The organism is Treponema sp., from assembly GCF_017430385.1.
Classification (GTDB): domain Bacteria; phylum Spirochaetota; class Spirochaetia; order Treponematales; family Treponemataceae; genus Treponema_D.
Window position 1 is genome coordinate 43986 of the sequence record NZ_JAFRNB010000169.1, and the last position, 13228, is coordinate 57213.

10 protein-coding genes are annotated in these 13228 nt (G+C 43.9%); 8 read left to right on the forward strand and 2 right to left on the reverse strand.

Features of this window, described 5'->3' with window-relative positions:
* Positions 1–168: 168 nt before the first annotated feature.
* Genes IJJ71_RS12865 through ffh form a run of 5 tightly spaced genes read left to right on the forward strand, consistent with a single transcriptional unit; the run spans position 169 to position 6356 of the window.
* A complete protein-coding gene (locus IJJ71_RS12865) occupies positions 169–2442 on the forward strand; it encodes a GGDEF domain-containing protein (RefSeq protein ID WP_296847584.1) in 2274 nt (757 codons plus the stop codon).
* Positions 2439–3350, forward strand: a complete 912-nt coding sequence (gene ispH / locus IJJ71_RS12870) for a 4-hydroxy-3-methylbut-2-enyl diphosphate reductase (RefSeq protein ID WP_296847586.1) — start codon at positions 2439–2441, stop codon at positions 3348–3350. The genes IJJ71_RS12865 and ispH overlap by 4 nt, the downstream gene beginning before the upstream one ends.
* Positions 3347–3796 carry a nucleoside-diphosphate kinase gene (gene ndk / locus IJJ71_RS12875; protein WP_296847588.1) on the forward strand — a complete coding sequence of 150 codons (450 nt, stop codon included), beginning with the start codon at positions 3347–3349 and terminating at the stop codon, positions 3794–3796. The genes ispH and ndk overlap by 4 nt, the downstream gene beginning before the upstream one ends.
* Before the next feature lie 37 nt (positions 3797–3833).
* A complete protein-coding gene (locus tag IJJ71_RS12880; protein ID WP_296847590.1) occupies positions 3834–4907 on the forward strand; it encodes an NAD(P)H-dependent glycerol-3-phosphate dehydrogenase in 1074 nt (357 codons plus the stop codon).
* A gap of 30 nt (positions 4908–4937) precedes the next feature.
* Positions 4938–6356, forward strand: coding sequence for a signal recognition particle protein (ffh, locus tag IJJ71_RS12885; RefSeq protein WP_296847592.1), 1419 nt, complete (start codon positions 4938–4940; stop codon positions 6354–6356).
* Between the two features lie 77 nt (positions 6357–6433).
* Here the strand turns inward: ffh and IJJ71_RS12890 are convergent, their stop codons facing one another.
* Positions 6434–7165 (reverse strand): early set domain-containing protein, encoded by a 732-nt coding sequence (locus tag IJJ71_RS12890; RefSeq protein WP_296847594.1) that lies wholly within the window; start codon positions 7163–7165, stop codon positions 6434–6436.
* Between the two features lie 126 nt (positions 7166–7291).
* Here IJJ71_RS12890 and flcA point away from each other — a divergent pair, with 126 nt between their 5' ends.
* Both flcA and IJJ71_RS12900 read left to right on the forward strand, forming a co-directional pair.
* A complete protein-coding gene (flcA, locus tag IJJ71_RS12895; protein ID WP_296847596.1) occupies positions 7292–10843 on the forward strand; it encodes a periplasmic flagellar collar protein FlcA in 3552 nt (1183 codons plus the stop codon).
* Entirely contained in the window at positions 10843–11457 is a 615-nt protein-coding gene (locus IJJ71_RS12900; protein ID WP_296847597.1) for a diacylglycerol/polyprenol kinase family protein, read from the forward strand. The genes flcA and IJJ71_RS12900 overlap by 1 nt, the downstream gene beginning before the upstream one ends.
* Positions 11458–11465: 8 nt before the next feature.
* Here IJJ71_RS12900 and IJJ71_RS12905 read toward each other — a convergent pair whose 3' ends face one another.
* Entirely contained in the window at positions 11466–12290 is an 825-nt protein-coding gene (locus IJJ71_RS12905) for a hypothetical protein (protein WP_296847599.1), read from the reverse strand.
* A gap of 110 nt (positions 12291–12400) precedes the next feature.
* Here IJJ71_RS12905 and IJJ71_RS12910 point away from each other — a divergent pair, with 110 nt between their 5' ends.
* On the forward strand, positions 12401–13102 hold the full coding sequence (locus IJJ71_RS12910) for a DUF2259 domain-containing protein (RefSeq protein ID WP_296847601.1): 702 nt from the start codon (positions 12401–12403) through the stop codon (positions 13100–13102).
* The last annotated feature ends 126 nt before the right edge of the window (positions 13103–13228 follow it).

Here is a 13228-nt window from a genome sequence, read left to right on the forward strand (position 1 = left end):
AAAATTGAGACGAGCCGTTAGACAATGTCTCGTTTCGTAATTGCTAATTGCTAATTTTTTAATGCCTAACTTCTAATTTTCCTAACCTTTCCCTTCTTTTTACAAAAAAACTTAAAATATCCAAAAAATCATTTCAAAATTCTAAGAATCCGTGGTATCATATTTAATATGTTCCGTAAGGCAAAATGGATATTAAGCCCGAATAAATTAAAGTTCCTCTCTTCTTTGGCTGTAAGCGGAATCATAATGCTGCTTGTTTTTGTGCTCTCTGGCGGGATATTGACTCAGGCATTGAAAAATTCCGAAAAACGGTACCTTGAGAATTGTGTTCAGGTTTTGCAGGGCTATTCAAGCGGAATCCAGTATTATCTCGAAAATTATCATACATCACTTTCTTCTATTTATTACGAGAAATTGTTTGAGAAAGGAGATCCGAAAGAAATCCAGAAATGGATCAGGCAGAATTTGAGGTTTTTAAACGAAGATTTTTTTTCGGTTTTTTATGTTGATTCTGAGTTTAACGGTTATTTTCCCCAGGGAAATGTCATCGACTTAAAGAACAAAACTTATATTTCGGCCGACAATTTCAAAGATTCTGATTATTATGTCAGCGATATGTTCTATACTGATTTTTCCTCAACTCCGGTTTTCTTCATCGAGGAGCCTTATTTTGATTCAAATCATAAGCTGAAAGGAATCTTGTGCGCATCAATAAAAATCCAGGAGCTTTCAAGAATTACCAGTGACATTAAGATTGGCGAAAACAGCACGGCTTACATCCTCGACAGGCTCGGCAAAGTCCTGACCCATCCAGATCCCGACTATGTAGGAAAAATCTTCATCCCAAAGAGCAAAAAATACAGGGGAACAGCATCAGATGTTACTGCCCGTGAAGGAAACGGATATGTCGAGACGGAAAACCATCTTGGGGAGCCGATAGATCTTTTTTATGCGAAAATCAAGAATTGCGGATGGACTCTGAGCGTCGGATTTCCCAAAAAATATTTTGATAATATACAAACAGGATATGACAAAATAAAATTCTTTGTTTTTTTGATTTCGCTGATTGCCCTTATGGGACTTCTCTTTATAGAGATGACGGTTTCCAATTATTTCTACAAGAACCAGCTGATTGAACCTAGCTATGACCCGCTCACGAAATTGTGGACTAAGCAGAAATTTGAATCTGCGGCGTCAAAATTGCTAAAAAGAAATCCAAGGCAGAAATTCATGCTGGTAGAGGCTGATATTCGCGGCTTCAAGTTCATAAATCAGAATTACCGTGAAGATGTCGCTGACAAAATGATTTATTTTTATTCAACACTGCTCAACAAAGTCATTTTGGAGTATAAGGGCCTTATCGGGCGCAGATATGCCGACCATTTCTGCCTGTTCTTTAAAATTGATAATGTCGGCGAGGCAATGAATATTTTCAAGGGACAGATGTATATTCTTAATGAGCAGATTCGGAATTATGGGATACCGTTTATTCCAAAGTTCGGAATAACATTCTGTAAGCCGTCTTATCACCCCGACATCACTATAAAGGAGCTCGTCGGACAGGCTTCATTCGCAAAAAGCACGATTAAAGACAGTTTGATTTCCCCGTATGCGATTTACAATGCCCGCCTTTTGAGCCAGATTAATGATGAGCAGAAGATTGAGCAGAGAATGAAAACTGCACTCGAAAATCAGGAATTTTTTGTCATGTATCAGCCGAAGGTGCTTCTTTCGGATGATACTGTGGTTGGAGCCGAAGCTCTGGTCCGCTGGCAGAATCCTGATTTCGGAATGATTTATCCTGACAGATTTATTCCGCTGTTTGAAAGGAATGGCTTTATTGTCAAACTTGATTTTTATGTTTATGATAAGGTCTTCAGTTTCCTTGATTCTCAGATTAAGGCTGGAAAACCTGTCGTTCCGATTTCTGTGAATATGAGCCGGAATCACAACCAGCCGGAAAAATTTATGTTTGAGTTCATGAGGATTTTCAGAAAATATGCGATTCCGCCGTATCTGATTCAGGTTGAAATACTTGAACGGTCTGTCATGGGCCGGGAAACACTCCGGGAGATTACGGATGCGCTCCATAAAGAAGGATTCTCGGTCGCAATGGATGATTTCGGAAGCGGTGAGAGTTCCCTGAACATGCTTACGGAAATTCCTGTCGATGTTTTGAAGTTTGACCGGGAGTTTTTGAAGGCCTCGTTCAATCCCCAGGGCTTTATGGAAGAAAAATCTGCTACTTTTATCCGAAGCCTTATTGATTTGAGCAAGAATCTTGATAAGGAGACTGTCTTTGAGGGCGTTGAAACCCAGATCCAGCGTGATTTCTTGCGTTCAATTAATTGCGATCAGGTTCAGGGATATTTTTATTCACAGCCACTCATGGAAGATGATTTTATGAGCTTCATTCAGGCTCGCTGTAAGGATAAAAAATGAAAATAATTCGTGCTAAGATTCTCGGGTTTTGTGCCGGTGTGCGCCGAGCCGTGCTTGCGGCTGAAAAAGCCCTTGAGCAGAAAGCAGGTCAGGTTTATACGCTCGGACCATTGATTCATAATCCTGTGGCACTTAATAAACTTGCGGAGCGGAATTTACGAATCCTTGATGATGACAAGATTCAACTTCTGGCACCTGGAGATACAGTCATTATCCGTGCGCATGGAGTTCCGCCTGAGACAGAAAGTGAAATCCGTGAAAAAGGCGTGAATGTTGTGAACGCAACTTGCCCGCTTGTGACGAAAAGCCAGAAAACGGCCGGTGAATATGCCTCAAAAGGATATGTGATTTTCTTTGCCGGTGACAAAAATCATGGTGAGGTCGTTGGAATTGAAGGCTATGCAAGACAGGGAGCGAAGAATTGTGGCAGAAAATTGAATTTCGTCCTTGTTAAAGATGTCGATGAGCTTAAGTCTGCCATCAGGGAGCTTTCGGAGCACAATGTTCTTTCTTCAGGTTCAAAAATTGTCCTTCTTTCTCAGACGACATTCAGCATAAAGATGTTCGATTTGCTTCAAACTGAATTAAAAAATTCTTTCCCAAATGCGGAAGTAATAAGCTCAATCTGTCCGGCAACACACGAAAGACAGGACAGCCTTGTGGAGCTCTGTTCAAAAGTTGAAGGCGTAATCGTTATCGGCGGAAAAAACAGCGCGAATACAAACAGACTTTTTGCCACGGCTCAAAAACTGTGCAAAAAAGCCGTCCTTATCGAAACTCCCGAAGAAATTCCTGCCGATTTTTTTGCTCTGGAGACTGTCGGAATCACGGCAGGGGCGAGCACACCGGACGACACTATTGCTGCTGTTGAAAAACGGCTGAACCTGCTGTATAATGAAAAATTATGACAAGATGTTTTGCTATGTGTAAGCCTGGTGTATTGAATCGCAGGCTCGTTGGTCAGGTCATTACTCGTTTGGAGAATAAAGGCCTTAAATTGGTTGGATTGAAACTCATGAACATTTCAAAAGAGCTTGCTTCAAAGCATTATGCTGAGCATCAGGGCAAGCCTTTCTATGATGAGCTTGTTTCTTATATCACAAGCGCACCTGTAGTCGCAATGGTATGGCAGATGGACAACGAGGATTGCGTTGCTTTGGTTCGCAAAGTTGTCGGCGCTACAAAACCAAGCGAAGCTGCTCCAGGAACAATCCGCGGAGATTTCTGCTCTCACACAAGCCACAATATCATCCATGCATCGGACAGCGATGCAAGCGCAGAGCGTGAGATTAATCTCTTTTTCAAACCTGAGGAAATCATCGACTGGAAAGATCAGGCTGAGTGCTGGTTCTAATTTCCAAAAACGATAAATTTTAAAATCGAGGATAAGAATGAAAGCTAAAAGTGTCGGTATAATTGGTGCAGGTGCATGGGGCTCAGGTCTTGCTCAGGCAATTGCCCGCGGTGGCCATAAAGTCCAGGTTTGGGCTATGGAGACCGATGTCGTCGAAAGCATCAATAATGCGCATGAGAACAAAAGGTATCTTCCGGGATTCCCGCTCTCAGAAAATCTCACTGCATCCACAAATATCGAAGAAGTTGCGAACGGCAAGGAATATCTGATTCTTGCTTCTCCGTCATTGTTCATTGCGAGCACGGCAAAAAAAATTGCGAATGTTCCTTCTATTAAAAATGGTGAGACCGTAATCGGTGTTCTTACCAAAGGATTCGTAGCTTCTGATAACGGCCCTCGCCTAATCCTCGATACTCTCGAAGATGTGCTTCCTGAAAGCTACAAAGGCTCACTTGTTTATATTTCAGGACCGAGCCATGCTGAGGAAGTCGCTATGGGCAAACTCACCGGCCTTATTGCCGCAAGTGAGCACGCCCTCAATTCAATTAAATTCCGTGAGTTGCTGCGTGTGCCGGGGCTTATGGTCTATTCATCGCTTGATGTAATCGGCGTACAGATTTGTGCCGCCGCAAAGAATGTCGTTGCTGTCGTATACGGTGCTTTGGATGCCGTCAGCGAACATTCTGATATTTTTGGAGACAATTCCGAGAGCTTGCTTCTTGCCGCAGGCTTGAACGAGCTTCAGACGATTGGCTTTGCCATGGGAGCCACACATGCCGAGACATTCACTTCAATCGCAGGCGTGGGCGATCTTGATGTAACATGCCGCTCAAAATATGGACGTAACCGCCGCTTTGGTCAGGATATTATCAAAACAGACATCCTTTCAAAGTTCAAGAATTTGGATGATTTAATCGCACGAATCGGTGAAATCGGCTATCTTTCAGAAGGTGCTGTCGCTTGTAAATTCATTCACCAGATTGCCGAAAAATATAATTTGAAACTTCCGATTTGTGACAGCTTGTACAGAATCCTCAACAAAGAAATTGAGCCTATGGCCTTGTTGCAGGAACTTATGATGCAGGGAAAAATGGCGTCCGATGAGGACTAAGAATAACATAAAAAGGAAATTATAGACCAAATGTTAGAGAAAATTACGAATACATTCAGTGATATCATGCGCTCTGTGAGCGGAAAATCAAAAATCACTGAGAAAAATATCGAAGAAACTGTTGAGCAGATTAAAATGGCTTTGCTCGAAGCCGATGTCAACCTTCGTGTTGTACGCCGCTTCGTAAATGCCACAATCGAGGAAGCTAAGGGCGAAAAGGTTCTCCGCGCGGTTGATCCGGGCCAGCAGTTTACAAAAATCATCTATGACCGAATCGTAAAACTTTTGGGCGACACCAAAGTTGATTTGCAGCTCAAAGGCCCTGATACACAGTCCGTAATTTTGCTTCTTGGTCTGCAGGGTGCCGGTAAAACAACCGCCGCTCACAAACTTGCAGCCCGCCTTGCAAAAAACGGCCGTAAACCTCTCCTTGTTGCCTGTGACTTGGTTCGTCCGGCGGCTATGGAGCAGCTCAAGCAGCTCGGTGATAAAATCGGCATCCCTGTTTATCTTGAAGAGGGCGCAAAAGATGCCGTAAAAGTTGCAAAGAACGCAATTTCACACGCAAAGAAGAACGGAATCGATACAATCATCGTTGATACGGCTGGTCGATTGCAGATTGACGAATCGATGATGAAAGAGCTGGTCGATGTCAAAAAGGCAGTTGACCCGGTTGAGACAATTCTTGTCGCAGACTCAATGACCGGTCAGAATGCGGTTGACATCGCAAAGAGCTTTGACGAGCAGCTGGGGCTTAGTGGCGTAATCCTCACAAAATTCGACTCTGATGCACGAGGCGGTGCAGCCCTTTCTCTCAAATCAATCACTGACAAGCCGATTTTGTTCATCGGTACTGGTGAGAAGACCGAGGATTTCGAGCCGTTCCATCCTGAGCGAATCGCAAGCCGCATTTTGGGCATGGGCGATATCGTTTCTTTGGTTGAGAAGGCTCAGGAAACTGTTGATATTGAAGAAGCCAAAAAACTTGAGCAGAAGATGGCCCGCAACGAGTTCACCCTCGATGACATGCTCGTGCAGTTCGAGAATGTCGGCAAAATGGGCAATCTTTCTTCTTTGATGGAAATGATTCCAGGACTTGCAGGTCAGGTTGATCCAAGCAAACTCGATATGTCTGGAATCGCGCATCAAAAAGCAATTATCCAGTCGATGACAAAAAAAGAGCGTGCAAATCATCTGATTATCGGACCTGCACGCCGCAAGCGAATTGCTGCCGGAAGCGGCACAAGCGTTGCCGAAGTGAACAAGCTAATCAAGCAGTTTGAAAAAACAAAGCTCACCATGAAAAAACTCAGCCGGAACCGCGGAATGCAGGCAAAACTCATGCAGCAGCTCGGCGGAATGGGCGGAAACGGTGGAATGGGGGGCCTCGGAGACCTCTCAAAACTCGGAGATTTGAGCAAATTAGCAGGAAAATTCAAAGGATTTTAATAGTTAGGAATTAGGAGTGAGAAGTTAGAACTTGTAATTAATCGATAATTCCTAACTCCTAATTTCTCACTTCTAACTTAATTAATCGTGATGCAACTTACAACCCGACCGTCGTTTGAATATCCTCGGCTTGGGTTTGTTTCGTCTATGAACGGTGTGATTCCGTTGTAGTAAGAATAATAATAGGTTCCTGGGTGCAGAGGAATGTCAATCACATATTTTCCAGGTTCTGTTTCTTTAAGCTCGTAAATCCAGCTGTCCCAGTTCGTGAATGTTCCTCCGAGGCGGATTTTTTTTCCGGTTTCGGCATGGCATACGAAGTGGGTTAGCCCGTTCGCAAGCTTTTCTGTGATTTCAATTTCTTCCGGCGGTAAATCTATGCATGAGAGCGTGTAATTTTCGTACTCATTGTAGACTATGTTTTGATTCTGTGGGTCGGTTGTCCAAAGTCCATCGATTATGACACGATAGCTGATTCTGGAAAGTTTTTTCGGCATTTCAAGAATGTAAAAATAATAAGAAGATGTGACATCACCCTCATAGCCATAATTTTTTCTGAGCTGATAATAGTGAATTTTTCTGAATTCCTCAAAGTCAAATGCGATTCCAATTGAATTCGCGGTGACTGGGGCTGTAAAGACAATGAAGTTGTTTGAGATATACGGAGCTTTTACTCCGCTGATTTCTGCGAGTGTCAAATCATATTCGTAAGTATCGGGTTTTGGTGCGGCTGCCTCCTTTGCAAAAAGAGGTGATGAGAAAGCCGTGAAAATCGAAAAGAGTCCCGTCAAAATCAAAATCTTTTTCATACTTTATTTATCGGTATTTCAAAAAAAAAGTACACAATTATAGTCAGATGAAGACAATTTTTTTTCTATAAAGCATTGTTTTCAAAATGCCGAAATTAAAGTATATTAGAGTAGGTGGGATTTTAAATGCCAGGATTAAATCAGCTCAAACAATTTTCAGAAGATATTCGCGCAGTAGGTGATGAAGTAAAAATTCGTGCCCAGCGTGGCGAAAAAGTGCCTGTACTACCTCTTCCGCAGGGAATCTCGGAGGCTGACGACTCTGATGAGTTTATCATCGGTCTTCCTGATAAAGATGCGGCCGTAGCAAAGCAAGAGGATGCGGAAGAATTAGGCTCAATCGACGATATTCTCGGTACAAGCCCGGCTTCTGCTCCGTCTGCAGATGAATTGGCGGGCCTTGACAGCGATATTGTTGCCCTGCTCAATCCACAGGCCGCTGCTGATGAAGACGCGCTTGCTGATTTTTTGAATGATGATAATCCTGCCTCTGTTACCGAACCAGCTCCGGCGGAGCCTCTTGAGAGTGAAGAAATTCCTGCTGAGCCGGAAACTCCGCTTGAAGATTTGGATTTGGATTCCCTGCTTGCTCCTGCCGCTGATGGCGCAGATTCCGGGGCTGCAGCTCCTGTTTCAGAGCCGGAAGTTGCCTCCGAGCCAGAAATTCCTGCTTCGGACACCTCTTCTGCTTCGGAGCCTTCTGGTGATTTCGCTGATTTGGGCGATGCGCTTTCCAATCTTGGTGATTTGACTGATTTGGGTGCTTCTGGGGATTTTGCGGCTGATGCAAGCCCTGTTGATGAGGGTGCGGTCGAGGCTGTTCCTTCCGATGATGTTCTTTCTGCGGAAAGTCAATCTGCTGATTTTGATACTCTTTCAGAACTTGGGGACCTTGATTCTCCTGCCGGGGCTGAAACTCCGGCTGCCGCTGATTCTTCACTTGACCTTGGTTCTTTTGATATTGACTCTTTGATTGGCGGAGATTCTTCTTCTGCTGACAGTTCTGCTGGTGCAGCTGCTTCTGAGCCGAGCGAGCCTGTCCCGGAAGTTCCTTCTGATATGGCTGATTTCGGGGATTTGGGCGATTTAGGTGAATTAAGTGATTTTGGTAGCGCCGATTCTGATTCAGCTGCCGAGCCTGTCGCCGAAGCTCCTTCTGCTGATGAAATCCCTTCTGTAGATGAAGCTCCTCTTTCCGAAGAGCCTTCTGCTGATGCTGAAAATGCCGAGCCTGATTCTGACGGAGCGGCTGACTTCTCTGCCGATGATTTGGGAAGTATGGACGATTTTGGAAGCCTTGATGCGCCAGCTTCTGATTCTACAATGGAACTTGGTTCTTTTGACATCGATTCTCTTGTTTCTGATTCTGACGGAGCCGGTTCTGACGCACCTTCTGAAATTCCTGATGCGATGGAAAGTGTTCCGGGCGGTGAAGAAGAACTTTCATTTGATACTTCCGGCATGGAAGATGTTGATTTCGGGCCTTCGGAACCTTCCGCATCTTCTTCTGGCGACGAATTCCCGGCTACTGATGATTCTCTGGGCGGTGGTGACGATGATGACTTCGTCCTTGACTCAAGTTTTGAGATCCCTGGCTTTTCTGACACTGATACGGCCGATATGGGCAAAAAGAAGCCTCTGCTCGATACAGTTGACTTCTCAAAAGGCAAGGAAGGCATTCCTCGTAATTCACTTACTGAGCCGGAATACGAGCAGTTCAAGAAAAATCTTGCAAATTATCCTCTCAACCTTCGAATCGCGCTTGAAGATTTCATTTCCCGCGATGAATTTACTGATGAGGCTGTATTTGAGATTGTCGAAAAAGTCCTTAAAAAGACTTCAGCCCGTCAGCTTGCGACACAACTTGAAAAAATTCTCGATATTTCTATTAACATTCCTCGGGATTTTGAAAGGCGTTCTTTTGCGGAGTACGAGGCTTATAAGCAGTCGTTCCAGTATCAGCTCAAAAACAGGATTATTCCTGCCGCAATCGTCGGCGTTATCCTTGCATTCGTATGTTTCGGTCTTTTCAAGGCAGGCGAATTCTTCATTTATAAGCCGGTCATGGCCAACATTCACTACAAGCAGGGATATACTTTGCTTGAGGCGAACGAATTCCCGCAGTCCGAGCAGAAATTCCAGGAAGCGGTCAGTTACAAGCCAGTCAAGAAATGGTTCTATAAGTATGCCCAGGGCTACCGTATCAAAAAACAGTATGAGCGGGCAGGGCAGATGTACAAGCGGATTCTTGCTTTCTTCAATCATGACAAGCAGGCCGGCCTTGAATATGCCGAAATGGAGCTTTATGAAAGGGCAAATTACGAGCGTGCAGAAGAAATCGTGCGCCGTGAAGTCCTTGATTACCATATAAATGATGCCGACGGAATTCTTTTGCTCGGCGATGTTTTCCTCGAATGGGCTGAGGTCGATCCGTCAAAGTATGAGCTTGCCAAAGAGCAGTACCTTGATTTGCTCCAGCGATACGGAAGCAACAATGTCTATCTTTCAAGAATGCTTCGCTACAATATCCGTACCGACAAGCTCCGTGATGTCCTTACATACAAGAATATGTTCTATGTGAGCAAGCAGGATAAGCAGAATCTTAAGAATCTCAGTGCATCTGACTGGACGGAACTTTCTGGCTATCTTCTTGAAAAACTTTACGGAAAACTCAGCAAAAACGACGAATATCTTCGTTCTTCAATTGAAGATGTACTTGCGATGCTCAACCTTGCAATCAAGGCAGACCCTTCAAATCCTGTCGCTCGGTATAATCTTGCCCGCTACTTCATTCAGAACGGCAACACTGAGCAGGCTAAGGTGGAGCTTGAGAGAAGCCTTGATTTGTTTGGAAATGTAGTCGTGCGCACCAAAAAGAATGTTTTCCGCGAAATAAACGCGACACGCACTCTGGGTGAACTTTATGCGAGTGCACGGGAATATCTTAAGGCACAGACCGTTTACACGCGCGGAATCAACCTCTATAACGAGGAACATGAAGCTTCTGGTCTTGAGGGAACTGAAGACACAGGTAAGCTTTTCGCTGATATGGGTGACTTGGATTACTTTATCTCAGGCGAGCTGGACGATGCCCTCTACAATTATGAGAAGGCAATCGAAATCAAGTACGATATTCCTTCGATTAATTACCGGGTCGGTGCGATTTATTACAACCGCAAGAATTATGACAACGCACTTGCTTCGTTCATAAAAGTTGCTGAAAAAGAGCCGAGGGATCCTAACATCCTTCTTTCTTTGGGCAATGTACTTTCTTTGCGTGGTGATAATTTTGCCGCTGAAAGCTATTATTCTGATCTTTTGCGAATTCTTGATACTACCCGTGATCCTCAGAAGTTCCTTCTTCCGCAGGAAGATGAAGAGGATTTTGCGACAGTTGATTTGTACCTTAAGTCAAACAACAACCTCGGAGTCACATTGTACAGGCTTGCGAACCAGACTGGTGACAGCAAGATGAATGCTGAGGCTATAGTAAGGCTTTCGGATTCAATGCGTGCTTATGACGCGCTTACCCGAAATCCTAAGACGATGATTCGTATGGAAGGAAGCAACCTTGCGGCTCAGAACTCAAAATACATCACTCATCCGTATCCTGATTTTGAGCCTGCAATTTACACGGATATCCCACGGCTCCTTGCCGGTGAAAAAGGTCTTGAATAATGAAATACTTTTGCTATCAGATAGGAATCGAACTTAAGAATCAGCTCACTTCACTCAGAAAAGAGTTCTTCAGAAAGACGATTCATATCTGCACGGCATTCGTTCCTTTGTTCCTGCATATTGCCCGACTTCCGGCGATTTTATGCCTGGGGGCAGCAGGAATTTCCTATATAATTGCAGAAAGTTTGCGTTGGAACGGACATGAAATTCCTCTGATTTCGGATATAACTGCCGCAGCCGCAAGAAAGCGTGATGAGAACAAGTTTGTGCTTGGGCCTGTTACCCTTGTCGCAGGAATCATAACTACCGCGCTTTTGTGGAATGAGAATGCTGCCGCCGTTGGAATCTTTGCGCTTGCCTTTGGTGACGGATTGGCGAGCCTTGCGGGAAAAACTTTCGGAAAAATCCGGGTTCCGTACACACATGGAAAAACGGTTGAGGGAAGCCTGACATGCTTTGCGGCGATTTTCAGCTCAACTTTCTTTGTCACGAACCGCTGTGATATGGCACTTACGGTGGCGGTTGCTGGCGCACTGATTGAAGTCCTTCCTTTAAAAGATTTTGACAACCTTCTTATTCCTGTCTTGCTCGGCGCGCTTGTGACTTATTTTTGATTTTTAGCTCAGCTCCACATATACATTTTATGGATGAATTTTAAGTATCTGTAAGTTCCGATAAAAAGTCCTGCCGTTCCCAAGCCCAAAAAAACAAAATTATCGCAGCTTACGAGCATTGTGTAGCCTAGAATCAGTATGAAGCATGAGGAGGCGAGATGCATATATTCCATGCTGTTCTTTTTTATTCCCTGCACGAGAAATGAAAGGAGCATCGTTACAAAAATCAGAAATCGAGTTACATTTATAAGAGTCATGAAGCCTTCGGTGACAAGAGCTGTTGATGCAATTCGTGCCGTGTTCATTGGAATTACGGCGGCGAAAACAATTGCTACCGTAAAAAGAATGATGTAATTGCGCTCCATGTCCTGCCGCTGCTCCGTTTCGCTCAGAATTGCTGCGCATAAAAAACTGAGTGGTGCAAGCGTGCGTCCGAACAGGACGATTTTGCCTGCAAAAATCAGCATATTCGAGAATGACTGCCATAGACCGAGGCAAAGCGTTAGAAATCTTGCGCTTTCAGTCATGCAGGCAATCAGAAAACCAGTGAAGAATATGATTTCGCTGGTCTGTGTATTCTCAAAAAAACGGATAAGAAGATAAAAGCATAGCGGAACATAAAGAAGCAGTATAAGGAAAGAAATCATCAGCGCGACAGAATTTTGCTTTGCGAACGGAATGTAATTTAAGAACGATGGAATCCGCAAATCCGGTGGCGTGAGGATGGAATGATTTAATGATGAGGTTATGAAGAGTGCGAACATAAGCGCGAGAAGTACAAGGCTGGAAAGAAGAAAAACTCTTATGAAACTGTTGCGTGTCTTTAAGGTCATGTAAAAATCTTAAACGGAAGACAAAAATATGTAAAGAGTTAATTTCAAAAGCCGAAAATAATATAGAGTCTGATTCTTGTCTTTTGTGACGGATCAGGTTGGGAGGATTTATGAAAAAGCTTCTGTTATCCGGACTCGCGCTTTTTTTTGCCGCAGTTCATTGTTTTGCCGGTGATGCCGCTGCTTTTGTAGATTTGGGAATTTCAAGTGACGGCAGAACTTATGTCTTTGGCGAATATGGTAAGACAGACAAAACTTTTCAGGGATATGCCGAGATTTACACAGTAGATATTGAAAAAAATGATTTTGTGAGCGGAGAAGTCTTCAAGACAAATCCTTCCGCTGCGACAAAATCAAAGAGCGGAAAAGCAGTTTTCGAGGAGCTTTTTGACAAGGCCGCATGGAAACTCCGCAAATATGATTTTAAGCCGGCTCCGGCAGACAATCTTCTTTATGTCCGTGATGACCGAAAACTTGGTGAGAGCGAGATTGTATTCAAGGATTTTGAAGGCTCTACGGTTGAGCAGAGCGTTTATTATCACATCCATCTTGCAAAGACTGTTGAAGGAAGCGGGGAAGGGCTTCGGTCTTCATTCTTCATCACGCTTGAGAAAAAGGATGGTGACGGAAATGTAATCAGCCGCAATATCGTCGGTTCCCCGGACATCAAGAGAAAGAAGGTAACGGACTACAGAATCGACAGAATCTTCTCTGACAAGAGCGGAAGAAATCTTGTTTTCGTCGTTGAGAAAACCGTTGCTGATGTAAACGGAGCTTCAATCCGCTACATGGTTGAGACAATCCGTTTGTAGAATTTGCAGATTCTTTTTTAATTCAATTTGATTTTTTTAAGCTCCGCCCGGCTTTTATGAGCTTGGACGGAGTTTTTTTTTGGATTTTTCTGACTTTTTTTCAATTTGATTGCCAAAAATGCAAAT

Bases quoted from the DNA above. Each gene is read 5' to 3' on its own strand.
- IJJ71_RS12865 (WP_296847584.1), top strand. From the start codon at position 169: ATGTTCCGTAAGGCAAAATGGATATTAAGCCCGAATAAATTAAAGTTC.
- ispH (WP_296847586.1), top strand. From the start codon at position 2,439: ATGAAAATAATTCGTGCTAAGATTCTCGGGTTTTGTGCCGGTGTGCGC.
- ndk (WP_296847588.1), top strand. From the start codon at position 3,347: ATGACAAGATGTTTTGCTATGTGTAAGCCTGGTGTATTGAATCGCAGG.
- IJJ71_RS12880 (WP_296847590.1), top strand. From the start codon at position 3,834: ATGAAAGCTAAAAGTGTCGGTATAATTGGTGCAGGTGCATGGGGCTCA.
- ffh (WP_296847592.1), top strand. From the start codon at position 4,938: ATGTTAGAGAAAATTACGAATACATTCAGTGATATCATGCGCTCTGTG.
- IJJ71_RS12890 (WP_296847594.1), bottom strand. From the start codon at position 7,165: ATGAAAAAGATTTTGATTTTGACGGGACTCTTTTCGATTTTCACGGCT.
- flcA (WP_296847596.1), top strand. From the start codon at position 7,292: ATGCCAGGATTAAATCAGCTCAAACAATTTTCAGAAGATATTCGCGCA.
- IJJ71_RS12900 (WP_296847597.1), top strand. From the start codon at position 10,843: ATGAAATACTTTTGCTATCAGATAGGAATCGAACTTAAGAATCAGCTC.
- IJJ71_RS12905 (WP_296847599.1), bottom strand. From the start codon at position 12,290: ATGACCTTAAAGACACGCAACAGTTTCATAAGAGTTTTTCTTCTTTCC.
- IJJ71_RS12910 (WP_296847601.1), top strand. From the start codon at position 12,401: ATGAAAAAGCTTCTGTTATCCGGACTCGCGCTTTTTTTTGCCGCAGTT.